General features: G+C 67.4%; 23 protein-coding genes. 12 read left to right on the top strand and 11 right to left on the bottom strand.

Annotated features, from left to right (window positions below; translation table 11 throughout):
- Nucleotides 1-55: 55 nt before the first annotated feature.
- From G3N96_RS00400 to pobA, 7 genes are all read right to left on the bottom strand, one after another.
- Nucleotides 56-1,414, bottom strand: coding sequence for an MFS transporter (locus tag G3N96_RS00400; RefSeq protein WP_206135821.1), 1,359 nt, complete (start codon nucleotides 1,412-1,414; stop codon nucleotides 56-58).
- A 184-nt stretch (nucleotides 1,415-1,598) separates the two neighbouring features.
- Entirely contained in the window at nucleotides 1,599-1,985 is a 387-nt protein-coding gene (gene pcaC / locus G3N96_RS00395; RefSeq protein ID WP_046548861.1) for a 4-carboxymuconolactone decarboxylase, read from the bottom strand.
- A gap of 10 nt (nucleotides 1,986-1,995) precedes the next feature.
- A complete protein-coding gene (gene pcaD / locus G3N96_RS00390) occupies nucleotides 1,996-2,781 on the bottom strand; it encodes a 3-oxoadipate enol-lactonase (protein WP_124580311.1) in 786 nt (261 codons plus the stop codon).
- Nucleotides 2,781-4,154, bottom strand: a complete 1,374-nt coding sequence (locus G3N96_RS00385) for a 3-carboxy-cis,cis-muconate cycloisomerase (RefSeq protein ID WP_124580309.1) — start codon at nucleotides 4,152-4,154, stop codon at nucleotides 2,781-2,783. Before G3N96_RS00385 ends, pcaD begins: the two co-directional genes overlap by 1 nt.
- Before the next feature lie 88 nt (nucleotides 4,155-4,242).
- Nucleotides 4,243-4,899, bottom strand: coding sequence for a CoA transferase subunit B (locus G3N96_RS00380; RefSeq protein ID WP_034189746.1), 657 nt, complete (start codon nucleotides 4,897-4,899; stop codon nucleotides 4,243-4,245).
- A gap of 11 nt (nucleotides 4,900-4,910) precedes the next feature.
- Complete coding sequence (locus G3N96_RS00375; RefSeq protein ID WP_039344485.1) at nucleotides 4,911-5,627, bottom strand: 3-oxoacid CoA-transferase subunit A; 717 nt, start codon at nucleotides 5,625-5,627, stop codon at nucleotides 4,911-4,913.
- A gap of 141 nt (nucleotides 5,628-5,768) precedes the next feature.
- Entirely contained in the window at nucleotides 5,769-7,001 is a 1,233-nt protein-coding gene (pobA, locus tag G3N96_RS00370; protein WP_206135820.1) for a 4-hydroxybenzoate 3-monooxygenase, read from the bottom strand.
- Nucleotides 7,002-7,117: 116 nt separating this feature from the next.
- On the opposite strand from pobA, the gene G3N96_RS00365 reads away from it, so the two are divergent.
- The 3 genes from G3N96_RS00365 to G3N96_RS00355 all read left to right on the top strand — a co-directional run bounded on the left by G3N96_RS00365 (nucleotide 7,118) and on the right by G3N96_RS00355 (nucleotide 9,577).
- Entirely contained in the window at nucleotides 7,118-8,044 is a 927-nt protein-coding gene (locus G3N96_RS00365) for a LysR family transcriptional regulator (protein WP_206135819.1), read from the top strand.
- A 97-nt stretch (nucleotides 8,045-8,141) separates the two neighbouring features.
- Nucleotides 8,142-8,774, top strand: coding sequence for a GTP cyclohydrolase I FolE (folE, locus tag G3N96_RS00360; RefSeq protein WP_021157584.1), 633 nt, complete (start codon nucleotides 8,142-8,144; stop codon nucleotides 8,772-8,774).
- Nucleotides 8,774-9,577 carry an SDR family oxidoreductase gene (locus G3N96_RS00355; RefSeq protein WP_206135818.1) on the top strand — a complete coding sequence of 268 codons (804 nt, stop codon included), beginning with the start codon at nucleotides 8,774-8,776 and terminating at the stop codon, nucleotides 9,575-9,577. The genes folE and G3N96_RS00355 overlap by 1 nt, the downstream gene beginning before the upstream one ends.
- Nucleotides 9,578-9,622: 45 nt before the next feature.
- Here G3N96_RS00355 and epsC read toward each other — a convergent pair whose 3' ends face one another.
- A complete protein-coding gene (gene epsC / locus G3N96_RS00350; protein ID WP_089498047.1) occupies nucleotides 9,623-10,543 on the bottom strand; it encodes a serine O-acetyltransferase EpsC in 921 nt (306 codons plus the stop codon).
- 137 nt (nucleotides 10,544-10,680) lie between these two features.
- On the bottom strand, nucleotides 10,681-10,914 hold the full coding sequence (locus G3N96_RS00345; protein ID WP_011356723.1) for a hypothetical protein: 234 nt from the start codon (nucleotides 10,912-10,914) through the stop codon (nucleotides 10,681-10,683).
- A gap of 278 nt (nucleotides 10,915-11,192) precedes the next feature.
- Here G3N96_RS00345 and G3N96_RS00340 point away from each other — a divergent pair, with 278 nt between their 5' ends.
- The 3 genes from G3N96_RS00340 (at nucleotide 11,193) to fnr (ending at nucleotide 13,503) form a co-directional block, all read left to right on the top strand.
- Nucleotides 11,193-11,603: a DUF3005 domain-containing protein gene (locus tag G3N96_RS00340; RefSeq protein WP_124580299.1), complete on the top strand. Its 411-nt coding sequence runs from the start codon at nucleotides 11,193-11,195 to the stop codon at nucleotides 11,601-11,603.
- A gap of 582 nt (nucleotides 11,604-12,185) precedes the next feature.
- Nucleotides 12,186-12,653, top strand: coding sequence for a universal stress protein (locus tag G3N96_RS00335; RefSeq protein ID WP_089443684.1), 468 nt, complete (start codon nucleotides 12,186-12,188; stop codon nucleotides 12,651-12,653).
- A gap of 103 nt (nucleotides 12,654-12,756) precedes the next feature.
- Nucleotides 12,757-13,503 (top strand): fumarate/nitrate reduction transcriptional regulator Fnr, encoded by a 747-nt coding sequence (gene fnr, locus G3N96_RS00330; RefSeq protein WP_124580295.1) that lies wholly within the window; start codon nucleotides 12,757-12,759, stop codon nucleotides 13,501-13,503.
- Nucleotides 13,504-13,556: 53 nt separating this feature from the next.
- On the opposite strand, the gene G3N96_RS00325 is transcribed toward fnr, so the two are convergent.
- Nucleotides 13,557-14,450: a LysR family transcriptional regulator ArgP gene (locus G3N96_RS00325; RefSeq protein ID WP_124580293.1), complete on the bottom strand. Its 894-nt coding sequence runs from the start codon at nucleotides 14,448-14,450 to the stop codon at nucleotides 13,557-13,559.
- A gap of 110 nt (nucleotides 14,451-14,560) precedes the next feature.
- Between G3N96_RS00325 and G3N96_RS00320 the strand changes: the two genes are divergently transcribed.
- From G3N96_RS00320 to G3N96_RS00305, 4 genes are all read left to right on the top strand, one after another.
- Complete coding sequence (locus G3N96_RS00320; protein ID WP_206135817.1) at nucleotides 14,561-15,181, top strand: LysE/ArgO family amino acid transporter; 621 nt, start codon at nucleotides 14,561-14,563, stop codon at nucleotides 15,179-15,181.
- 385 nt (nucleotides 15,182-15,566) lie between these two features.
- Entirely contained in the window at nucleotides 15,567-16,514 is a 948-nt protein-coding gene (locus tag G3N96_RS00315; RefSeq protein ID WP_124580289.1) for an aldo/keto reductase, read from the top strand.
- A gap of 283 nt (nucleotides 16,515-16,797) precedes the next feature.
- Nucleotides 16,798-17,772, top strand: a complete 975-nt coding sequence (locus G3N96_RS00310) for a helix-turn-helix domain-containing protein (RefSeq protein ID WP_206135816.1) — start codon at nucleotides 16,798-16,800, stop codon at nucleotides 17,770-17,772.
- 138 nt (nucleotides 17,773-17,910) lie between these two features.
- Nucleotides 17,911-19,476 (top strand): GMC family oxidoreductase N-terminal domain-containing protein, encoded by a 1,566-nt coding sequence (locus G3N96_RS00305; protein ID WP_124580285.1) that lies wholly within the window; start codon nucleotides 17,911-17,913, stop codon nucleotides 19,474-19,476.
- A gap of 67 nt (nucleotides 19,477-19,543) precedes the next feature.
- Here the strand turns inward: G3N96_RS00305 and G3N96_RS00300 are convergent, their stop codons facing one another.
- On the bottom strand, nucleotides 19,544-20,545 hold the full coding sequence (locus tag G3N96_RS00300; RefSeq protein ID WP_206135815.1) for a helix-turn-helix domain-containing protein: 1,002 nt from the start codon (nucleotides 20,543-20,545) through the stop codon (nucleotides 19,544-19,546).
- A 178-nt stretch (nucleotides 20,546-20,723) separates the two neighbouring features.
- Here G3N96_RS00300 and G3N96_RS00295 point away from each other — a divergent pair, with 178 nt between their 5' ends.
- Together G3N96_RS00295 and G3N96_RS00290 are read left to right on the top strand one after the other, a co-directional pair.
- Entirely contained in the window at nucleotides 20,724-21,257 is a 534-nt protein-coding gene (locus G3N96_RS00295; protein WP_124580280.1) for a 2,4'-dihydroxyacetophenone dioxygenase family protein, read from the top strand.
- 18 nt (nucleotides 21,258-21,275) lie between these two features.
- The gene (locus G3N96_RS00290; RefSeq protein WP_206135814.1) at nucleotides 21,276-22,580 is read left to right on the top strand and encodes an MFS transporter; all 1,305 of its coding nucleotides are present in this window, start codon (nucleotides 21,276-21,278) and stop codon (nucleotides 22,578-22,580) included.
- The last annotated feature ends 1 nt before the right edge of the window (nucleotide 22,581 follow it).

Below are 22,581 nucleotides of genomic sequence, written 5' to 3'. Positions count from 1 at the left end.
GGCCCGACGGCCGCCGTATCAGGGGGCCGGCGCATCGCACCGGCCCGCGCGTCGCTCAATGCCCGAGCGATTCGATCTTGCCTGCCGACTGCGTCACGCCATGCGGCCGCGCCATCTGCTTGATCAGCAGCGCGACACACGCGAGCAAGCCCGCGACGGCGATCGTCGCGAACACGCCCGCGAACGAGAAATGCCGGCGCGTCAGCTCGGCGACGAGGAACGATCCCGCAATCCCGCCGAAGCGGCCGACGCCGAGCATCCACGCGACACCCGTGCCGCGCCCCTCGGTCGGATAGAACGCGGCGGCGAGCGCCGGCATCGACGATTGCGCGGTATTCATCAGCACGCCGGCCACGAACACGACCAGCACGAGCAGCCCGACGTTGCCGGCCGCCTGCCCGATCGCGTAGACGCTCACCGCCGTCAGCGCGTAGCACACGGCAATCACGCGGTTCGCGTTGAAGCGGTCCATCAGCACGCCGCACAGCACCGCGCCGACGCCACCGAGCGGGAACAGCGCGGAGATCAGCGTCGCGCTCTTCGGCGTCAGGCCGGCATCCTTCAGCAGGATCGGCATCCAGTTGATCGACGCGTAGAAGATCACGAGCCCCATGAAGTACGCGAGCCACAGCATCACCGAGCCGACGATGTACGAGCGCGACAGCACGACCCCGAGGCCCTTGCTGCCGGTCTGCGGTGCGGCTTCGGTCAGCGCGAACGAGCCGGCATTCAGCGCATCGCGCGAGATGCGCGCGAGCGTCGCGCGAACCTTGTCGACGGCGTGGTGGTTGGCGACCATGAAGCGCACCGACTCCGGCATCTTCAGCAGCAACAGCACGCCGAGCAGCAGCGGCGTCACGCCGCCGAGGATCAGCACGCTGCGCCAGCCGAAATGCGGAATCATCCATGCGGCGAGGAAACCGCCAAACGCGGCGCCGAGCGGGAAGCCGCAAAACATCAGGTTGATCACGGTCGCACGACGCTTGTCCGGGCAGAACTCGCCCATCATCGTGACCGCGTTCGGCATCGCCGCACCGAGCCCGACGCCGGTGATGAAACGCAGGATCGTCAGGTGTCCGATCGTCGTCGAGAAGGCGGACATCAGGCATGCGACGCCGAACAGGAATACCGAGCCGAGCAGCAGCGAGCGGCGCCCGAGCTTGTCGGACAGCGGGCCCGACACGAGCGCGCCGCACGCGAGGCCGAACAGCGCGGCGCTCAGCACCGGTGCGAGATCCGGTTTGGTGAGGTTCCATTCGCCGAGCAGCGACGGTGCGATGAAGCCGATCGCAGCCGTATCGAAGCCGTCGAGCAGCACGATCACGAAACACATGAGGAATACGAGCCATTGAAAACCGCCGAACGGCTGCTCGTTGATGAAGGTCTGGACATCGACCACGGGTGTGCGATTCATCGCGAGTCTCCTGATATATACAAGCGACGCGGCCTCGGAACCACGTCTTGCCTTTATTCGCGCACCGGTCATCCGGTGCGCCGCGCGCCGATGCTCTGCCGGCACGTTCATTCATCGCCGAAGCCCGCGAACCATCCGCGGGCCTCGACTCAACATCGGACTACAGGTACTTAACCGGCCGCACCTAGGCGGCCCCATCCTGCTCCTTGAAGATCTTGTCCGCGAGATGAAACGCGGAATTCGCCGCCGGCACGCCGCAATAGATCGCGGTCTGCAGCAGCACTTCCTTGATCTCGTCGCGCGTCACGCCGTTGTTGCGCGCGGCGCGCAGGTGCAGCGCCAGTTCCTCACCGCGGTTCAGCGCCACCATCATCGCGATGGTCAGCAGGCTGCGCGTATGGCGCGGCAGGCCGTCGCGCGTCCAGATCTCGCCCCATGCATAGCGCGTGATCAGGTTCTGGAATTCGTCGGTCACCTCGGTGCGGTTCTCGAGCGAACGGTCGACGTGCGCGTCGCCGAGCACCGCGCGACGCACCTTCATCCCTGCTTCATAACGTTCCTGGTCATCCATCGCCGGTGCCTCACGCGGTCAGGAAATCGAGCAACGCGCGGTTGAAGCCGTCGGTGCACTCGATGTTCGAAATATGCGCGGCGTCGAATTCGACGTGCTGCGCACCCGGAATCGCGGCGGCCAGCGCACGGCCCTGGTCGGGCGGCGTCGACATGTCCTTCGCGCCGGTCACGACGAGCACCGGCAGCGCGATGCCTTTCACCTCTTCGCGCAGGTCGGCTGCGTTCAGCGCGTCGCAGTTCGCCGCATAGCCGTCCTTGTCGGTATGCACGAAGGTGTCGCGGATCGCGTCGAACAGGCGCGGCTCGCGTTCGACGAACGTGTCGGTGAACCAGCGCGGCAGCACGGCGTCGGCAAGCGCGGCCATCCCTTCGGCACGCGCCTTCTGCGCCCGCGGCGCCCATACTTCCGGCGAACCGATCTTCGCGGCGGTGTTCGACAGCACCGCGCGAACGATGCGCGACGGGAAGCGTGCGGCCAGCGCCGCGCCCGTCAGGCCGCCCATCGAGATCCCGCAGAAATACGCGCGGGCGATGCCGACGTGGTCGAGCAGGCCGATCACGTCGCCGGCGAGCTGTTCGATCGTGTACGAACCGGCCGGCGCGTCGGAATGGCCGTGACCGCGCGTGTCGTAGCGCAGGATATTGAAGTGCTGCGTGAGCGGGCGGATCTGCGGCGCCCACATCTGCAGGTCGGCGCCGAGCGAGTTCGAGAAGACGAGCCACGGCGCGTCGTCGCGCGCGGCACGGTCGATCCGGTAATGCAGTTTCACGCCGTTGACAGTGGCGAAAGGCATCAATGTTCTCCTGGTGATTGCGCGCCCGCGTGCAGCGCGAGCACGGCGTCGACGTAGGCCTGCGCCTCGCCGACGTAATGAGCGGGATCGAGCAGCCGCGCGAGCGCGTCGCGCGACAGGTGGGCCGACACGGTCGCATCGGCGGCGAGTACGTCGAACAGCGTCGCGCCCGTGCGCACGGCTTCCTTCGACGCATGTTCGACGACGTGATGCGCGTCGAGCCGGCCGATCTTGTCGCCGAGCGCGAGCATCACCGCTTCGCCGAGAATCAGCCCGCGCGTCAGGTCGAGGTTCGCGGCCAGGCGTTCGGTGTTCACGTCGAGGCCCACGACGATCTGCGCGATCTGCGCCAGCGCACCGCCGGTCAGGCGCGCGAGATCGGGCAAGGCATCCCATTCGGCCTGCCAGCCGCCGAGCGCGCGCTCGTGCTCCTGCACCATGCCCGCGAACACCGTCGCGACGAGGTTCGGCGCACGCACGGCAGCCGTCAGCACGGCCGCGCAGCCGACCGGGTTGCGCTTGTGCGGCATCGTCGACGAGCCGCCCTTGCCCGCCGCCGCCGGCTCGCCGAGCTCGCCGACTTCGGTCTGCATCTGCAGCGACACGTCGCGCGCGATCTTGCCGAGCGTGCCCGTCAGCATGCCGAAGCAGGACGCGGCTTCCGCGATGCGGTCGCGCTGCGTGTGCCACGGCACGGCGGGCGCCTTGAGCTTCAGGTCCGCCGCCAACGCGGCCGTGACACCAGCCGCCTGCTCGCGCAGGCTCGCGAGCGTGCCGGCCGCGCCGCCGAACTGCAGCACGAGCGCACGCTCGCGCAATTCGGCGAAGCGCGCGCGATGGCGCAGCAGCGCATCGAGCCATTGCGCGAATTTCAGGCCGAGCGTAATGGGCAATGCCTGCTGCAGCCACGTGCGGCCGATCATCGGCGTCGCGCGATGCGTGCGCGCGAGCGCCGCGAGCGATGCGCATGCTTCGTCGAGCATCGGTTCGAGTACGTCGAGCGTGTCGCGCAACTGCAGCACGGTGGCGGTATCGATGATGTCCTGGCTCGTCGCGCCCCAGTGCACGAACTTCGCGGCCTCGGGATCGTCGGCCTTCACCTGCGCGGTGAGCTGCTTGACGAGCGGAATCGCGAGATTGCCGCCGAGCGCCGCACCGTGCGCAAGCGCGTCGGCGTCGAGCCGGCTGGCATCGCATGCGCGTTCGATCGGCGCGACCGCGGCGGCGGGAATCACCTGCTGCGCGGCGAGCGCACGCGCGAGCGCGGCCTCGACGTCGAGCATCCGCTGGATCGTCGCGCGGGGCGACCAGATCCGGTTGAGCGGCTCGGTGCCGCAGATGAGGGAGGTGAGGCGGGCGCTGTCTTCGAGCATGGCATCAGATTGGGGAAACGGCGTGCGCCTATTGTCCACCCAAGCGTGCCGGCCTGCGCGCAAGCGCACGCGCCGGCACGCTCGGGGTTCAGGCAGCGGCCTTTTGCGTCGCGTCGATCAGCGGCACGCCGGTCAGCTTCTGCAGTTCGTCGAACGACAGGTCGGTGAAGATCTCGCTCACCGCGAGGCCGTCGGCCGTCACGTCGAGCACGGCGAGATCCGTATAGATGCGGCTCACGCACTGCACGCCGGTGACCGGATACGAGCACTGCGCGACGATCTTGCTCTCGCCCTGCTTCGTCAGGTGCTCCATCATCACGAACACCTGCTTCGCGCCGATCGCGAGATCCATCGCGCCGCCGACCGCCGGAATCGCATCGGGCGCACCCGTATGCCAGTTCGCGAGGTCGCCGGTCGCGGACACCTGGAACGCGCCGAGCACGCAGTAGTCGAGGTGGCCGCCGCGCATCATCGCGAACGAATCCGCGTGGTGGAAATATGCGCCGCCGGTGAGCAGCGTCACGTGCTGCTTGCCGGCATTGATCAGTTCGTCGTCCTCCTCGCCGGGCGCGGGCGCGGGGCCCATGCCGAGCAGCCCGTTCTCGCTGTGCAGGAAGATTTCCTTGCTCGGGTCGAGGTGGTTCGCCACCAGCGTCGGCACGCCGATGCCGAGGTTCACGTACGCGCCTTCGGGGATGTCCTGGGCGACGCGCTTGGCCATTTCATCGCGGGTCAGTCGTTTCATGTCGGGTCTCCTCAGGCGGCTTGGGACGTGGCGTGTTCGGCGGCCAGCTCGGCCGCGTGCGCGGCCTGCGGCACCTCGACGATGCGCTGGACGAAAATGCCCGGCGTCACGATGTGTTCCGGGTTCAGCGCGCCGAGCGGCACGACTTCCGACACCTGCACGATCGCGACCTTCGCGGCGCTGGCCATGATCGGCCCGAAGTTGCGTGCCGTCTTGCGATACACGAGATTGCCCCAGCGATCGCCCTTGTACGCCTTCACGAGCGCGAAATCGGCGTGGATCGGCGTCTCGAACACATACGGCTTGCCGTCGATCACGCGCGTTTCCTTGCCTTCCGCGAGCTTGGTGCCGTAGCCGGTCGGCGTGAAGAAGCCGCCGATGCCGGCGCCCGCCGCGCGGATGCGCTCCGCGAGGTTGCCCTGCGGCACGAGTTCCAGCTCGATCTCGCCGGCGCGGTACAGCCCGTCGAATATCTGCGAGTCGCTCTGGCGCGGGAACGAACAGATGATCTTGCGCACCTGCTTCGCCTTCAGCAGCGCCGCGAGGCCGGTCTCGCCGTTACCCGCGTTGTTGTTGACGATCGTCAGGTCGCGCGCGCCCTGTTCGATCAGCGCGTCGATCAGCTCGGACGGCATGCCTGCCGTGCCGAAGCCGCCGATCATGATTGTCGCGCCGTCGTGGATGTCGGCCACCGCCGACTGAAGCGATTCGAAAATCTTGTTGACCATGTCTCTTCCTGATACGAACCCGCGGCTCGATGCGCGGCCTGTCGAGGGGACACGCGCGTGCCGCGTGCCGCGCCGGGGCCGATGTCGATCCCGGTTTTGTTCGCTAATCGAACCTAGATTCGATTAGCGAACGATGGCCGATCATAGAGTCGCGCACAGCGCGTTGTCAAGGCGGGTTGCCTCGGGGGGCGCTGCGTCGTCGAACGGCAAGCCGACGTAGTTCTCGGCGAGCGCCTGCGCGGCGGCCCGCGAGCGGGTCACGTATTTCAGCTCGGCAAACTTCAGGCGATTGACGAACGGCGAGTCTTCCGGCGACGAATGCAGCATGTTCGTCATGAAGTAAGAGAAGTGCTCGGCGCGCCACACGCGCTCGAGGCAGGTCGCGGAATACGTGTCGAGCAGCGTCGCGTCGCCGTTGCGGTAGCGCGCACCGAGCGCGCGGGACAGCGCGCGGACGTCGGCCACCGCCAGGTTCATCCCCTTCGCGCCGGTCGGCGGCACGATGTGCGCGGCGTCACCGGCGAGGAACAGGCGCCCGTGCTGCATCGTCTCGGACACGAAGCTGCGCATCGGCGTCACGCTCTTCTGCGTGATCCGGCCCTCGGTCGGCGTCCAGCCCGTGTCGTTCGAGAAGCGCGTGTGCAATTCGTCCCAGATCCGCGTGTCCGACCATTCGGTGAGGTCTTCGTCGGGCTTGCACTGCAGGTACAGGCGCGTGACCGTCGGCGAGCGCATCGAGAACAGCGCGAAACCATTGTCGTGATGCGCATAGACGAGCTCGTCGAGCGACGGTGCCGCGTCGGCGAGGATGCCGAGCCACGCGAACGGATAGACGCGCTCGAACGTGTTCAGCCGCTCGGCCGGAATCGTCTGGCGCGCGATGCCGTGGAAGCCGTCGCAGCCGGCGATGTAGTCGCAGTCGATGCGGTCTTCGCGGCCGTCGGCGTGCTTGAACGTGACGAACGGGTGCTCGCCCTCGACGTCGTGCAGCGCGACGTCGCTTACCTCGAAGTGCATCGCGTGGCCATGCTCGACGCCGGCCGCGATCAGGTCGCGCACCACTTCGTGCTGGCTGTAGACGGTGATCGCGCGCCCGCCGGTCAGCTCGGACAGGTCGATGCGGTGGCGCTGGCCCGAGAACAGCAGTTCGATGCCGTGGTGTTCGAGCCCTTCGCGGCGCATCCGGTCGCCGAGGCCGGCTTCGTTCAGCGTGTCGACCGTGCCCTGCTCCAGCACGCCGGCGCGGATGCGGTTCTCGCAGTATTCGCGTGAACGCGCTTCGACGAGGATGGAATCGACGCCTTGCAGGCGCAGCAGATGGGAAAGCAGAAGGCCGGACGGGCCGGCGCCGATGATCGCGACTTGGGTGCGCATTGTTCGTCTCCAGAACTTTGGTTCGAGTAATGGAAGCCATTTGAGCGCTTTCCCGACTATGCGGCAACGCGATTCAGGAGATATGTTGTATACGTTTTGACGATACTGGCCCGGCGATGGATGCGCTCGATCTGAACCTCATTCCCTACCTCGTCGCGCTCGACGACACGCGCAACGTGAGCCGCGCGGGCGACCTGCTCGGCGTCAGCCAGCCGCGCGTGAGCACGGCGCTCGGCCGCCTGCGCGCGTACTTCGGCGATCCGCTGTTCGTGCGCACGTCGCGCGGGATGGAGCCGACGCCGCGCGCGCTCGCACTGCTGCCGGCCGCCCGCGACGCGCTCGCGCAGATCGAACGCGGCCTCGTCGCGCCGCACGACTTCGACCCGGCCGCGAGCACGCATACGTTCTCGATCGCGCTGTCGGACGTCGGCGAGATCGTGTTCCTGCCGAAGCTGCTGCAGGCGTTCGCGACGCGCGCGCCGCACGCGAACCTGCGCTCGGTCTCGCTCGCGCACGACGAAGTCGGGCGTGGACTCGAAGCCGGTTCGATCGATCTCGCGGTGGGCTACTTCCCGGATCTCGACGGCAACAACTTCTTCCAGCAGCGTTTGTTCACGCACCGGTTCGTGTGCCTGATGCGGCGCGGCCATCCGTTCGAGCAGGCACCGCCGTTCACGGTCGAGCAGTTCCTCACGTGCGGGCACGCGGTGGTGCGCGCCGAAGGCCGCAGTCAGGAGGTGCTCGAGAAATATCTCGCGAAGCAGCGCATGCAGCGCCGCGCGGTGCTCGAGACGCCGCACTTCATGAGCCTGCCGTTCATCCTGAGCCGCACCGACCTGATCGCGACGGTCCCGCACGCGATCGGCTATGCGTACGCGGCCGAGCACGCGTTCATCGTGCCCGTCGAGCCGCCGCTGGCGCTGCCGCGCTTCGACCTGAAGCAGCACTGGCATCGCAAGTATCACAACGATCCGCGCACCGCGTGGCTGCGCGGCGTCGTCGCGTCGCTGTTCAACGACGAGCAGGACGAATGGCCGAAGTGAGTGCCGGGCCCCAGGGCCGCACACGCGTCCCGCGAAAGCATGAAACAATGCCCGGATTCCGCGCCGCCCCGGCGGCGGCATTCGATGGAGCAGATAGATGGCTAAAAAGAAGTCCGCGCGGCCAGAGCCGGCCGCATCCCGACCGAGCCGCGAAGAAGCTGAGGACGCGGTTCGCGTGCTGTTGCGCTGGGCCGGCGACGATCCCGCCCGCGAAGGCCTGATCGACACGCCCGCGCGTGTCGTGCGCGCCTATGAGCAGTTCTTCGCCGGCTATGCGCTGGAGCCGCGCGACATCCTCGCGCGCACGTTCAGCGAAGTCGACGGCTACGACGAAATGATCGTGCTGAAGGACATCCGCTTCGAGAGCTATTGCGAGCACCACATGGTGCCGATCATCGGCCGCGCGCACGTCGCGTATCTGCCGAATCATCGCGTGGTCGGCATCTCGAAGCTCGCGCGCCTCGTCGACGCGTTCGCGAAGCGCCTGCAGATCCAGGAAAAGATGACCGTGCAGATCGCCGACACGCTGTTCGACGTGCTGCAGCCGAAGGGTGTCGGCGTGATCCTCGAAGCCGCGCACCAGTGCATTTCCACACGCGGCGTGCACAAGCCGGGCGTCGAGATGGTCACGTCACGCATGCTCGGCACGTTCCGCACCGATCCGTCGACGCGGCGCGAATTCCTGTCGATCGTCGCGAATCCTTCTTCCGTGAATCTGACGAATACGTAATGGAGCAGACGAAGCAAGCGGCGCACGCGCCCGTCGTGCTCGTGACCGGCGCCGCACGCCGGGCCGGGCGCGCGTTCGCCGAGTATTTCGCCGCGCACGGCTATCGCACCGCGGTGCATTACGACCGTTCGGCCGATGCCGCGCAGGCGGCGGCCCGTGCGATCGCCGAGCGCGGACACGATTCGGTCGCGTTGCAGGCCGACCTGTCGGATGCCGCGCAGATCACCGCGCTGATCGATGAGGTATATGCGCGCTTCGGGCGCCTCGACGTGCTCGTCAACAACGCGTCGGTGTTCTGGCAGGACCATTTCCCGAGCTTCGACCTCGCGGCGTTCGACCAGGCGTGGGCCGTCAACTGCCGCGCGCCGATCCTGCTCACGCGCGCGTTCTACGAACGGGCTCGCGCGGCCGGCACGCAGGGTGTCGTCGTGAACGTGGTCGACCAGAAGATCAAGGAAAACTTTCACCGCGACCATTTCAGCTATACGGTCGCGAAGGCCGCGCTCGGCAACCTCACGCAGATGCTCGCGCTGTCGTCCGCGCCGGTGCTGCGCGTGAATGCGGTGTTCCCCGGGCTGATGCTGCCGAGCGACGACCAGACGCAGGCCGACTTCGAACACGCGAGCCGCGCCTCGACGCCGCTCGCGCGCATCGCGGGCCCCGACGACGTCGCGAGCGCGATCCTGATGCTGACGGGCAACGCGTACAACGGTGTGGATTTCGTCGTCGATGCGGGGCAGAACCTGATCCGCGTCGACCAGGACGTGCTGTACAAGCACCGCGCGCCCGACGGCAAGCACTGACCGGTGCGCGCGTCGACGGCCGGCAGCCGTCGGGCGCGCGCCGCGTTACGGCTTGTCGGCGCTCCCGCCTTCTCGCACCTTGCCCTGCGCGACGCTCGTGCCGGGCGGCACGCTGTGCGTGAGCCACACGTTGCCGCCGATCACCGAGCCGCGCCCGATCGTCACGCGGCCGAGAATCGTCGCGCCCGCGTAGATCACCACGTCGTCCTCGACGATCGGGTGCCGCGCATTGCCCTTGACCAGCGCACCTTCGCCATCGGCGGGGAAGCTCTTCGCGCCGAGCGTGACGGCCTGGTACACGCGCACGCGCTCGCCGATGATCGCCGTCTCGCCGATCACGACGCCCGTGCCGTGGTCGATGAAGAAGCTCGGGCCGATCTGCGCGCCCGGGTGGATGTCGATGCCGGTGGCCGAGTGGGCGATTTCATTGATGAATCGCGCCAGCAGCGGCACGCCCAGCTGGTGCAACGCGTGTGCGAGCCGGTGATGCATCATCGCCAGCACGCCCGGGTAGCACAGCAGGATCTCGGTGATGTGCTGCGCGGCCGGATCGCCCGCATACGCCGCCTGGATATCACTGACGAGCAGCGCGCGGACCGCCGGCAACTGCCGGCCGAATTCGCGCGCGATTTCGAACGCGCGTTCGTCGAGCTCGGCGAACGGCGTATCGGCATGCTCGGGCAGGAACGGCAACGCACGGCGGATCTGTTCGGACAGGATGCGCAGCGTGCTTTCGAGCGTGTGGCCGACGTAGAAGTCGACGCTTTCGTCGGTCAGATCCGCTGCGCCGTAGTGCGTCGGAAACATCGACGCGCGCAGGCCGGTCACAATCTTGCAGATTGCATCGCGCGACGGCAGTTCGCGAATGCCGCGCGGATGGCGCGTGCGATGGAGTTCCTCGCGCGACTCGCGCAAGCCGGCGACGATTTCTTCAAGGCCCCACTGACGGGCGGGTGATGTCGACATATGCCAATGCAGGCAGCCGCGCTCGATCGCACGGCCGCTAATAAAGTGACGGGTTCCGCAAGATTACCGCGTTTTTTGTCCGGGAGCGGCACGCCGGGGCTCGGCCGGACGGCCGATGGCACTGGATCGCGACGGCGTCAGATCGTGATGCTGCTCGCGTCGATCCATCGCACGGCCCAGTCGCGCGCGTGCGCGATCGCATCGCCTTCGTCGTTGAACTGGAGTTCGATCGGGAAAAATCGGTTCGCAACGAGTTCCCCGTCGCTCGATCGGGAGATCACGACGTAGGGTTTGAACGAACCGTCGCTGGCGCGCGCGGGCGCGCAGTTCAACAGATAACCGCGGTGCGTGAAGGCAGTAGTCGCTTGCATGAATCCGCCACCTCTAGTCCCTTGCTTTGTTGTTCACTACCCGTCTTTAAGGGTGCTGCGGCCCCCCGGCGCGGGCAGAGGCGGCGCGACTGAATCCCCTGTCGCCGCTTCGCAGGAAAAGAATCATACTCTGTAGAAAACGCGTCTTCTAGCTGAAATAAATCATGACAAATCAGTGCGCGTCGCGCGACCGCGGCGATCGCCCGCGCGTCTTTTCCCGTCACGCCCGGAACGGGATTTGCTTCGATCCGGAACGCTTCGCCGCGAGGAGAGCCGCGATGGAATCATCCGGTCAAACCGAACGTTCGCGTCCGCGCAGCATCGAGCTCGACAACGACGACACGCACGACAGCACGGTCGACACCGATGGCAAGAACCGCGAGGCGTCGCGCCTCGCCGGCGGCGGGCCGATCTCGCCCGACGAAATCACGCGCAGCAACGCGTCGCTCGTCAACGCGATGCCGGAAGCCGGCGACGGCTTCGCCGGTTTCGACAGCCGCCCCGGCGGCAATCATCCGGCGTTCGCGCTGCGTGCCGGCTACATGGTGATCGAGAAGGGCTTCGACGCGCCGCCGCCCCTGAGCGACGCGCTGTTCGGGCCCGTCCACCGGATGTACGGCAGCACGTACTGGCCCGGCCACCAGCGTCGGCCGGAGCGCGTCTTCGAGCTGGCGGCCGTGCCGAGATAGCCGGCGCGGCGTTTGAATCGGTCGTTCGTTTGCGAACCGGTATCGGCCGACGGCCGGCGATCGGCGATCGGCGTATGCGACCGTGCGCGGATCGTGCACCGGCAACCGCACGATGCACGATGCACGAACGAATGATTCCGCGCAGCGGCGCGGGCGGCGCCATGCACGCCGTGAATTGCACCGACGCACATGCGTTGATCGAGGTCATGTCGAAACGGCGCGGTTGCGATTGAATGGCGATGCGGGCAATGCATCCTGGTGACCGCCATGTCGTGTCGATGCGATCGGCGTGCGCGGCGAGGCGTGTGCGTGCGCCACGCGCGACACCGATGCGCGCGCGCCTTCCCGCCGACGATGCAGACAACAGCGGCCACCACGTCGCACGAGACGCGTCGCGGGTCGCAGCATGCGTAGGTGCATGGCCGTGCGCCGCGGAAACGGAAGCGGCGCCGCCGCGCGGCGCGACCGGCACCTCACTGCAAAGTCCCGGCCGTTGGTTTACTCTGCCTCGCAGCATTGCGCATTGCCCAGCCCGATAGGCCATCCGGCCGACTTCGTTTCAACCCGCCACTCGGAGACACTATGTACAAGCGTATTCTGGTTGCCGTCGACGGCAGCGACACGTCCCGCCATGCGTTCGATGCCGCGCTGGCGCTCGCGAAATCGCACGGTGCCGAGCTGCAACCGTTCTACGTCGTCGAGAACGCCGCGATCTACTATAACGTGCCCGGCTACGATCCGTCCGTGCTGCGCGATCAGCTCGTCGCGCAGGGCAACGCACTCGCGAAGGATTTCACCGCGCTGATGCAGGCAGCGGGCGTGAAGGGCGAGACGAAGCTGGGCGAAGCGACGTCGCTCAACGACGTATCGTCGCTGATCCTCGAGGGCGCGAAAGCGTTCGATGCCGATCTCATCGTACTCGGCACGCACGGCCGCCGCGGGTTCCGCCGTCTCGTGCTGGGCAGCATCGCCGAGCAGTGCGTGCGCCACGCGACGCTGCCCGTGCTGCTGATTCCGGCGGCCGCCAACGTCGACGAAACGGCCGCGTAAGCAGCGTTCGGCATGCGCGGGCAATCGCGACGTTTTGTCACCCGACAGCGGCAAGTTGCGGTGGGACAATGATTCCGTCGATTCAACGCCGGAGTAAACGATCATGCTGACGCCCGTCGCCACACGTCCCGCCGCCACGCCTCATGCCGGTAGCTGGGCTCCTCGCCAGGCCGCGCACTGCTCGTCGTGCGCCATGCGGCACCTGTGCATGCCGCAGGGCCTGGCGCCCGAAGCGCTCAGTCGCCTCGAGTCGGTCATCTGCGCGGCGCGCCCCGTCAAGCGCGGCGAAGCGCTGTTCCGCGAAGGCGACGCATTCGACAACCTGTACGCCGTGCGTTCGGGCTCGTTGAAAACCGTCGCGACGCGCCACGACGGCCGCGAGCAGGTCACCGGCCTGCATCTCGCCGGCGAAGCGCTCGGCCTCGACGGCATCTGCGACGACACGCACCCGCGCACCGCGGTCGCGCTGGAAGACAGCTCGGTCTGCGTGATTCCGTACAGCGCGCTCAAGGCGCTGTGCTCGGAGGCCGGTTCGATGCAGTTGCGCATGCACAAGCTGATGAGCGAACAGATCGTGCGCGAAACGTCGCAAACGATGCTGCTCGGTTCGCTGAATGCCGAAGAGCGCGTCGCCGCGTTCCTGCTCGACGTCTCGTCGCGCTACCTGAAGCGCGGGTACTCGCCGTCGGAATTCAACCTGCGGATGACGCGCGAGGACATCGGCAGCTACCTCGGCATGACGCTCGAAACGGTCAGCCGCACGCTGTCGAAATTCCAGAAGCGCGGTCTGATCGAAATGCAGGGCCGCCACGTCCATATCGTCGATTTCGACGGCTTGCATCACGTCTGATGTGATGCCGCACGGCGCGCACCTCGCGCGCGCCGCCTGCGTCACGCGATCGGTCAATCGAGAAACAGCGCGGCGCGCGCCTTCAGCGCCGCGCTGAAATCGTCGAGCCAGCCGATCGACAAACGCCAGCTCTGCCAGTAGAGGTCGATGTCGATCGTTCGCCCGCGCGACATGTCGACCAGTTCACCCGCCGCCAGTTGGCGGTCGACCATCCGGTCCGGACACATCCCCCATCCCAATCCCGTTTCGCACGCACGCAGGTAGCCCGCGACGTGCGGTATCCAGTGCTGCGGCGGATCGAGATCCGCGCGCGTCACGCGCCGGATGAAACGCGCCTGCAGCCCGTCCTTCGGATTGAACATCACGCACGGCGCGCGACGCAGCGCATCGCGCGTGATGCCCGCGTTGAAGTAGCGTTCGTAAAACGCCGGCGAGCACACCGCGCGGTAGCGGATGCGCCCGAGCCGCTCCGAGCGGCACCCCTGGATCGGCTCCGCCTGCGCGGTCACGGCGCCCTGCACGCTGCCGTCGCGAATGCGCGACGCGGTGTAATCCTGGTCGTCGATCACGAGGTCGAGCAACGTTTCGCGCTCCGTGCAGAACGGCCCGACCGCGTCGATGAACCACGTCGCGACGCTGTCGTCGTTGACGGCCACGCGCAACGTCGGCCACGCGCTCGCGATCTGGCCCGGTAGTGCGGGCATCCAGCCGCCCAGCTCGGCCTCGAGCAGTTGCACGCGCTCGGTATGCCGGCACAGCAGCGCACCCGACGTCGTCGCGACGCAGGGCTGCCCGCGCTTGACGAGCACGCTGCCGACCCGCTCCTCCAGCAGTTTCACGCGCTGCGACACGGCCGACGCCGTGACATTCAGCTCCTTGGCCGCCCGCTCGAACGAGCCGTGCCGGATCACGGCCGCGAGGGCATCGAGCAACGCGTAGTCGAGCATTAGATTTCCTTAATCGGCATTAGGTGATTTAGCTTCTCTTATTTTCAGGCTGACCGCAGACTAGCGCTACCCGATTCATCCGTCTACTGCTTCCACTGCTGTCACCCATCATGAACTGGCTCGCTTTTTCCCATGGCGCCGTACTCTGCGGCTCGCTCATCGTCACCATCGGCGCGCAGAACGCATTCGTGCTGCGGCAGGGCATCATGCGCTCGCACGTCGGCAAGATCGTGCTGCTGTGCGCGCTGTCCGACATGATCCTGATCGGCGCGGGCGTCGGCGGCGCGTCGGTGCTCGTCGAACGCTATCCGACCTTCGTCCATGCGGTGCTGTACGTCGGCCTCGCGTATCTCGCGTGGTTCGGCATCAACGCGCTGCGCCGCGCGTTCAAGCCGGGCCACGAAACGCTCGACGTGCGCGGCGACGCGGTCGCGCCGCCGCCGCAGAGCGGCCTCGCGATCGTACTGATGACGCTCGCGTTCACGTGGCTCAACCCGCACGTGTATCTCGACACGTTCCTGCTGATCGGCACGGCCGGTGCTCGCGAGCCGGAAGGCGCGCGGCTCGCGTTCGCGATCGGCGCGATGTCGGTCAGCGTCGTGTGGTTCCTCGGGCTCGGCTACGGGGCGCGACTGCTGGCGCCATGGTTCCGCAAGGCGACGGCGTGGCGTGTGCTGGATGGCGCGATCGGCAGCATGGTGCTGTTTCTCGCGGCGGTGCAGTTGCGCTGACCGGCTCGCCAATGCGCGGGCGGCCGCTTGCCGCCCGTCGTCCCGCCCGCTTCGGCGCAATGCCGGAGCATCCACGCTCCCGCCCGCCGCCCGCCTCACGCCACCCACCGCTGCGCGTCACCTCGCGCCAGCCGCGACAAAAAATCGGTTCCCGATCGAACGCAACCACGCGAAACACCCACGCAGCGGACGAGTTGTCCGTCATCTGCGTCATGCCGTCCGCCATCGCGACGGTGCGCCGCCTGCACGATTCGGAGCGATCGGCGAGAATGTCCTGCGTCCCGCGACAACGGCGTGACCGCACCACATACCCCGTCGTCTCGCCGTGATCGTCTCGGCCCATCCCGCGGTTCCATTCCGTCACCCGCAGATATCGGAGCAGAACATGGCACTACGCACCCTCGGCACATCTAACATCCAGGTTTCGCCGCTCGCGTTCGGCGGCAACGTCTTCGGCTGGACCGTCGACGAGAACACGTCGTTTGCGCTGCTCGACGCGCTCGCCGACACCGGCATCAATTTCATCGACACGGCCGACGTCTACTCGGCCTGGGTTCCCGGCAACAGCGGCGGCGAATCGGAAACGATCATCGGCAAGTGGCTCAAGCGGTCCGGCAAGCGCGAGCAAGTCGTGATCGCGACCAAGGTCGGGCTGCTCGCCGCGCGCGCGGGGCTGACCCGCGACAACATCCTGAGAGCCGCCGACGATTCGCTGCGCCGCCTGCAGACCGACTACATCGACCTGTATTTCTCGCACCGCGACCTCGCCGATACGGCCCCGCTCGAAGAAACGCTCGGCGCCTATCAAACGCTGATCGACGCGGGCAAGGTGCGGATCATCGGCGCATCGAACTACAGCGGCGCACGGCTGCGTGAAGCGGCCGACATCAACAAGCGCGACGGCCTGCCCGCGTACCAGGTCATCCAGCCCGAATACAACCTGCTCGACCGCGCCGACTACGAACGCGATCTCGAACCGGTCGTGCGCGACCTGAAGCTCGGTGTCGTCAACTACTACGCGCTCGCGAGCGGCTTCCTGTCGGGCAAGTACCGCAGCGAGGCCGACCTGAAGAAGAGCGTGCGCGGCGATCGCGTCGCCGGGTATCTCAATGAACGCGGGCTGCGTATTCTTGCGGCACTCGATGCGGTAGCCGAGAAGCACGGCACGCAGCCTGCCGCCATCGCCCTCGCCTGGCAGATCGCGCGGCCGACGATTACCGCGCCGATCGCCAGCGCGACGTCGCTGGCGCAGCTGGCATCGCTCGGCGAAGCGATCCGGGTTCAGCTCGATCAGGACGACATCCGCCGGATCGACGAAGTCAGCGCAGGTTGAAGTTGGTGTTAGCGAGCCGGTCGATCGGACCGCGCAGTCTGCGCGGTTCCGCGATCGGCCGGTGTCGTGTGCGTACCGAAATGCACGCTGCCTAGACGAAAACCGTCGTCGCGTTTTGACCGGCACGGCCGCTTGTGTTGACTCAGCCGGACATCGATCGCGCTTGCAGCCGCAACGCCCCGCTGCAAGCGCATCACGCCCCCGCCCCGGGTCTTTCACGGATTGACCGCGCCATTCCACGTGCCCGAGACTGCGCCGCTCAGGCGGTCATTGGGAGAACGTCATGCCGGACACCAGCACGGAGATCGCCACGATCTCGACGCGCGCCCTGCGCGGCCACGAACGCGTCGACTTCTGGGTCGACCATGTCGCGCGCACGCTCGTACGGATCGAATGCAGCGGCAAGTCGTCCGAAGGCATCGACGCATCGCTGCGCAGGCGCGATCTCGGGTTGTTCGGCGCCTGCGACATCGTCGCGAACCGGCACGCGGTCGTGCGCACGCCGCACAACATCCATGCGGACCAGCGCGACGCCGTGTTCATCTGCCTGATGCACGCGGGGCAAGGCTATACGTTCCAGGACGTCGACTGCATGCAGCACGGGCCCGGCGACCTCGTCCTCTACGACACGTCGATGCCGTACGGTCACGGCTTTCCCGCCGACATGGCGATGACCGTGCTCGACGTGCCGCGTGACGTGTTCGAAGCCCGCGTCGGCCCGTGGCGCTACCGCAGCCTCGTCAAGATCGACCGTGACGACGGTGTCGCGTCGTGGGCCGTGCGGCAGGTGTACGCGCTGCTCGCCGCGCCGCAGGAACCGACACCCGACGCACGCGAACGGCGCGCCGCCGCGATCCTCGATCTCGTGCAGTCGATGCTGCGGCTGCGCGACGGCGACGCGTCACCGACCAAGTCGAGCGTCCACACGCTGTCGCGCGCCAAGGCGTTCATCGACAGCCATCTCGCCGACGACGACCTCGACAGCCAGTCGGTGAGTCGCGCGATCAACCTGTCGCCGCGCCAGCTCGCGCGCGTCTTCGAAATCGAAGGGATGCCGCTCACGCGCTACATCCTCGCGCGGCGGCTCGAACGCTGCCGTGCCGACCTGCGCGACTGGTCGCTGAAGCACCTGACGGTCAGCGAGATCGCGTTCCGCTGGGGCTTCAACAACAGCGCGCACTTCAGCCGCAGCTATCGCGCGCGCTTCGGCGAGACGCCGAGCGATACCCGCGCGCGGGCGCCGGCCGACGCACGCTAGTCCCCCCTCCGCCGCCGTGTCCCTGCGAGGCAAGCACGGCGTCCGTCCCGGTCAAATGGGCCCGCATAGCGGTCGCTAAGCTGGCTTCCTGCGCGGCGGCACTCGTTTCGCCGCCCGACAGCAAGGAGAAGAAGCGGGATGGAGACGTACGACCATATCGTCGTCGGTGGCGGTTCGGCCGGCTGCACGGTCGCGCACCGACTGGTGAAGGCCGGCAGGCGCGTGCTGCTGCTCGAGGACGGCCCGAAGGACGACAGCCTGTTCATCCGGATTCCGGCGACGTTCATCCGCGTGCTCGGCACCCGGCGCACGGTCACGTTCGAGAGCGAGCCGCAACCCGGCGCGGCAGGACGCAAGACCTACGTGCCGCAGGGCCGCACGCTCGGCGGCGGCAGTTCGGTCAATGCGATGCTGTACGTGCGCGGCACACGCGACGACTACGACGACTGGGCCGCGCTCGGCTGCACAGGTTGGAGTTGGGACGACGTGCTGCCCGTGTTCAAGCGCGCGGAATCGCACCTGCGGCTCTCCGAGCCGTTTCACGGCACCGACGGGCCGCTGAAGGTTGGCGACACGCGCTTCCGGCATCCGCTGAGCCTTGCGTTCGTGAAGGCCGCACAGGAAGCCGGCATCGCATACAACGACGATTTCAACGGCGCCGCGCAACATGGCGTCGGCTTCTATCACACGACGATCTTCGACGGGCAGCGCGGCAGTACCGCGGCCACCTATCTCGCCGACGCGAGCGGCCACCCGAACCTGCGCGTGCTGACCGGCTGCCGCGTGACGCGCATCCGGTTCGACGGCCGGCGTGCGACCGGCGTCGAATGGCGGACGGAAAACGGTGCGATGGGCTCGGCCACCGCGCGCGCCGATGTCGTGCTCGCGGCCGGCGCGCTCAGCACGCCGAAGCTGTTGATGCTGTCGGGCATCGGGCCCGGCGCGCACCTGCACGCGCACGGCATCGACGTGCTGCACGACAGCCGCGACGTCGGCGCGAACTATCAGGATCATCTCGAAGTCTCGATCTACGGCCACAGCCACGCGCCGCTCAGCCTGCTGGGCGAGGATCGCGGGCTGAAGGCGCTGCGCCACGGGCTGCAGTGGATGCTGTGCCGCACGGGCCTGCTGACGTCGAACGTCGTCGAATCCGGCGCATTCGTCGACACGACCGGCAGCGGCCGCCCGGACATCCAGTTCCACGTGCTGCCGACGCTCGTCGGCGACGTCGATCGCGCGCCGCTGCCCGGCCACGGCCTGTCGATCAACCCGTGCCTGCTCAGGCCGCGCTCGCGTGGCTCGGTGCGACTGCGCGGCAACGATCCGGCCGCGCCGATCCTGTTCGACAGCGGCGCGCTGTCCGATCCGGCCGATGTCGACGGCCTCGTGCGCGGCGTCGCGCTCGCGCGCCAGATCATCCGCGCGCCGTCGCTTGCACGCATCGTGCGTGAAGCCGAGACGCTGACCGATGCCGCGCTCGCCGACTACGTGCGGCGTCGCGCGAAAACCGTCTATCACCCGGCCGGCACCTGCCGCATGGGTAACGACGCGCACGCGGTCGTCACGCCGCGCCTCGCGGTGCAAGGTGTCGACGGATTGCGGATCTGCGATGCGTCGGTGATGCCGCGCATCGTGTCCGGCAACACGAACGCGCCGACGATCATGATCGCGGAGCGCTGTGCCGAGTTCATGCTGGCGGAGTAATGCAACACGACGCGCGGGCGCTTTCGTTCACGAAAAAAAAACGGCGCGTGAGACACGCGCCGCCGTTTCATTTGCATCGACTTCCGCAATCACCCCCGTCCGCCCGCGCCGCCTCGCGCAGCGCCATCGGCGACGCGCCATAGCGCTCGCGAATCGCACGGCTGAAATGAGCCTGGCTCGAAAACCCCCAGCGAAACGCGATTTCGCCGACGCTCGTCTTGCGCAGCCGCGCATCGGTCAGCTCGCGATACGCATGCGACAACCGTTCCGACCAGATGTGCTGCGTGATCGACTCGCCTTCTGCCGCGAAGAGCCGGCTCAGATGCCGTAGCGACAGCCCGACCGCATCGGCGACAGCCTGCGGCCCAAGTTCCGGGTCGCCGAGATGCGTCGCGATGTACTGCTTCGCGGTCAGCAGATACGACAGCGACGCACGCGACGCGCCCGCGCCATTCACCTCGGCATCGATGAGTTCCGCGATCAGCGTGCGCGTGTGTTCGGCGAACTGTACGGCGTCACGCTCGACCGGATCCTTCATGAAGCGCTCGACGCTCGCGCGTAACGTCGCACCGAGCATCGCGCCCGCGCCCGGTTTCGGCGCGATCCGCAGCGGCAGCGCCGCCAGCTCCGCATCGAGCCGGTCGTCGAACGTCGTGATCGGAATATCGATCAGCAGTTGCCGCATCGGCGTCAGGAATCCGAACAGATAGGGCACGCACGTGTCGTAGACGACGACATCGCCGGCATCCGCCAACAGGCAACGGTCCCGCTGGATGAAATACGCGCGGCCACTCAGGATCTGGCACGCGAACAGCGACTCCTTCGGCAGCTGGCGCACCAGCGCGGGGCTGCGCTCGATCACGTGATCCTGACCGCTGATGTCCGCGATGCCGAGGCCCGGCAGCGCGAGGTCGGTCTTCTCGACCTCGAGCCCGGCCGGCGACAGCGAAGAACAGCGCAGCCCGACCAGCGTCGCCGCATTGAACGCATCCCAGTACGCCATCCTGTCGCGCGCCGGCACGTCGGCCGTCGAGCCTCGCGTGCGGGAAAAAACGGTCGAATTCGTCACGTCGCCTCCTGCGGGCGCCTGTCGTGCGGAACGGCACGGATTGGGGGATGGTTCGTCTGGATTTTGGTGCGATGCAATGTCCGGCGCGGTCAAGCAATTCGTCCAGCCCAGTCAAGAGCGGCGCGCACCGGCTGGCTAAAGTCGAGCCCACGACAACTCATACACCTGGAGACAAACCGTGGTCGACAAAGCCGTAGCCGAATTCTGGCAAAACATTCCGCCGATTGCCAATCCGTTCAAGCCCGATGCGCTGCCCGAAGCGTACATCGCGAACGCGGCCACCGACGACGAGCGCTATTACGTTCCGTTCACCGAAACGGTTTCGTCGCGACCGCTGTGGATCTCGCCGTCGCAGAATAAATGGTGCGACATCCTGATGGCCAAGAAGGCCGGGCTCGTGAACCGGCACTATCACCCGCACGAGGTGTTCGCTTACACGTTGTCGGGGAAGTGGGGCTACCTGGAGCACGAATGGACCGCGACGCGCGGCGATTTCGTGTACGAGACGCCGGGCGAAGGTCACACGCTCGTCGCGTTCGATCATCCGGAGCCGATGCGCGCGTTCTTCATCGTCAAGGGGCCGCTGATCTGGCTCGACGAAGCAGGCAACCCCGACGGCTACTTCGACGTGCACTCGTACATCGCGATGTGCAAGGCGCATTACGAGCAGGTCGGCCTCGGCGCGCAAGCGATCGAGAAGCTGTTCCGCTGACGCGCGGCGAGGCTCACCATGACATCCCCTTCCTCCTCCCGCTCCGCGTGGACGTACGAGAACAGGTTGCTGCTGATCCTGTTCATGACGTTCGGCTTCGTGTTCTTCGATCGCCTCGCGCTGTCGTTCCTGTTCCCGTTCATGTCGGCCGAGCTGCACCTGACGAACACGCAGCTCGGCATGGTGTCGTCCGCGCTCGCGCTCACGTGGGCATTGTCCGGCGCCGCGACCGGCGCGTGGTCCGACGCCCGCGGCACGCGCAAACCGCTGCTGATCGCGGCCGTGCTCGGCTTTTCCGTGTGCTCGGCGCTGTCGGGGCTCGTCGGCGGCTTCGCGAGCCTGATCGCGTTCCGCGCGCTGATGGGCATCGCCGAAGGCCCCGTGCTGCCGCTGTCGCAATCGCTGATGGTCGAAAGCTCGACGCCGAGCCGCCGCGGGCTGAACATGGGCTTGCTGCAAGGCTCCGCCGCCGGCCTGCTCGGCGCGATGATCGGCCCGCCGGTGGTCATCGGCATCGCGACTGCGTACGGCTGGCGCGAGGCGTTCTACGTGTCGTGTATGCCCGGCTTCCTGATCGCGCTCTGCATCTGGCGCTGGGTGCGCGAAGCGCCGCCCGGCGGCGTGCGGCACGCGCAGGCCGAACCCGGCGGCGCACCGGCCGCGAGCGGCGCGGCAGTCAGCCGATGGGCGCTGCTGAAGGAGCGCAACATCCTGCTCTGCATGCTGATCAGCGGCTTCTTTCTCACGTGGTTCGTCGTGATCATCTCGTTCGCGCCGGTGTTCCTCGTGGAAAGCCGCCATCTGTCGCCGTCCGACATGGGCGCCGTGATGACCTGCCTCGGCGCCGCGTGGGTGTTCTGGGGTTTCGCGGTGCCAGCGATCTCCGACCGGATCGGCCGCAAGCCGACGATGATCGCGTTCGCGCTGATCGCAGCCGTGTGCCCGATCGTGATGATCCATGCCGGCTCGCTGTGGGCGCTCGGCGCGCTCGTGTTCGCCACCTACACGGGCCTCGGCTGCTTCACGCTGTTCATGGCGACGATCCCGGCCGAAACGGTGCCGCCGCGCGCGATCGCCAGCGCGCTCGGCCTGATCATGGGCGCCGGTGAGCTGATCGGCGGCTTCGTTGCACCGACCGTCGCCGGCCTCGCGGCGGACACGTACGGCCTGCAGTTCGCGATGTGGACGTCGGCCGCCGGCGCGATCGTCGCATGCGTGCTGTCGTTCGGCCTCGTCGAGACCGCGCCCGCCGTGCTGCGCAAGCGCGCACTCGCCGGCACGGCCGCGAGCCGCCTCGACGCACAAAACCTCGGAGGCCACTGAC

It is taken from the genome of Burkholderia sp. Se-20373 (assembly GCF_017104705.1).
In the GTDB taxonomy this organism is placed as follows: domain Bacteria; phylum Pseudomonadota; class Gammaproteobacteria; order Burkholderiales; family Burkholderiaceae; genus Burkholderia.
Note: the sequence above shows the minus strand (reverse complement) of the source record. Positions and strands in the feature narration are given on the sequence as shown.

What these genes read in the sequence shown, in the direction of transcription:
- G3N96_RS00400 (WP_206135821.1), bottom strand. Translation starts at nt 1,414, where the DNA reads ATGAATCGCACACCCGTGGTCGATGTCCAGACCTTCATCAACGAGCAG.
- pcaC (WP_046548861.1), bottom strand. Translation starts at nt 1,985, where the DNA reads ATGGATGACCAGGAACGTTATGAAGCAGGGATGAAGGTGCGTCGCGCG.
- pcaD (WP_124580311.1), bottom strand. Translation starts at nt 2,781, where the DNA reads ATGCCTTTCGCCACTGTCAACGGCGTGAAACTGCATTACCGGATCGAC.
- G3N96_RS00385 (WP_124580309.1), bottom strand. Translation starts at nt 4,154, where the DNA reads ATGCTCGAAGACAGCGCCCGCCTCACCTCCCTCATCTGCGGCACCGAG.
- G3N96_RS00380 (WP_034189746.1), bottom strand. Translation starts at nt 4,899, where the DNA reads ATGAAACGACTGACCCGCGATGAAATGGCCAAGCGCGTCGCCCAGGAC.
- G3N96_RS00375 (WP_039344485.1), bottom strand. Translation starts at nt 5,627, where the DNA reads ATGGTCAACAAGATTTTCGAATCGCTTCAGTCGGCGGTGGCCGACATC.
- pobA (WP_206135820.1), bottom strand. Translation starts at nt 7,001, where the DNA reads ATGCGCACCCAAGTCGCGATCATCGGCGCCGGCCCGTCCGGCCTTCTG.
- G3N96_RS00365 (WP_206135819.1), top strand. Translation starts at nt 7,118, where the DNA reads ATGGATGCGCTCGATCTGAACCTCATTCCCTACCTCGTCGCGCTCGAC.
- folE (WP_021157584.1), top strand. Translation starts at nt 8,142, where the DNA reads ATGGCTAAAAAGAAGTCCGCGCGGCCAGAGCCGGCCGCATCCCGACCG.
- G3N96_RS00355 (WP_206135818.1), top strand. Translation starts at nt 8,774, where the DNA reads ATGGAGCAGACGAAGCAAGCGGCGCACGCGCCCGTCGTGCTCGTGACC.
- epsC (WP_089498047.1), bottom strand. Translation starts at nt 10,543, where the DNA reads ATGTCGACATCACCCGCCCGTCAGTGGGGCCTTGAAGAAATCGTCGCC.
- G3N96_RS00345 (WP_011356723.1), bottom strand. Translation starts at nt 10,914, where the DNA reads ATGCAAGCGACTACTGCCTTCACGCACCGCGGTTATCTGTTGAACTGC.
- G3N96_RS00340 (WP_124580299.1), top strand. Translation starts at nt 11,193, where the DNA reads ATGGAATCATCCGGTCAAACCGAACGTTCGCGTCCGCGCAGCATCGAG.
- G3N96_RS00335 (WP_089443684.1), top strand. Translation starts at nt 12,186, where the DNA reads ATGTACAAGCGTATTCTGGTTGCCGTCGACGGCAGCGACACGTCCCGC.
- fnr (WP_124580295.1), top strand. Translation starts at nt 12,757, where the DNA reads ATGCTGACGCCCGTCGCCACACGTCCCGCCGCCACGCCTCATGCCGGT.
- G3N96_RS00325 (WP_124580293.1), bottom strand. Translation starts at nt 14,450, where the DNA reads ATGCTCGACTACGCGTTGCTCGATGCCCTCGCGGCCGTGATCCGGCAC.
- G3N96_RS00320 (WP_206135817.1), top strand. Translation starts at nt 14,561, where the DNA reads ATGAACTGGCTCGCTTTTTCCCATGGCGCCGTACTCTGCGGCTCGCTC.
- G3N96_RS00315 (WP_124580289.1), top strand. Translation starts at nt 15,567, where the DNA reads ATGGCACTACGCACCCTCGGCACATCTAACATCCAGGTTTCGCCGCTC.
- G3N96_RS00310 (WP_206135816.1), top strand. Translation starts at nt 16,798, where the DNA reads ATGCCGGACACCAGCACGGAGATCGCCACGATCTCGACGCGCGCCCTG.
- G3N96_RS00305 (WP_124580285.1), top strand. Translation starts at nt 17,911, where the DNA reads ATGGAGACGTACGACCATATCGTCGTCGGTGGCGGTTCGGCCGGCTGC.
- G3N96_RS00290 (WP_206135814.1), top strand. Translation starts at nt 21,276, where the DNA reads ATGACATCCCCTTCCTCCTCCCGCTCCGCGTGGACGTACGAGAACAGG.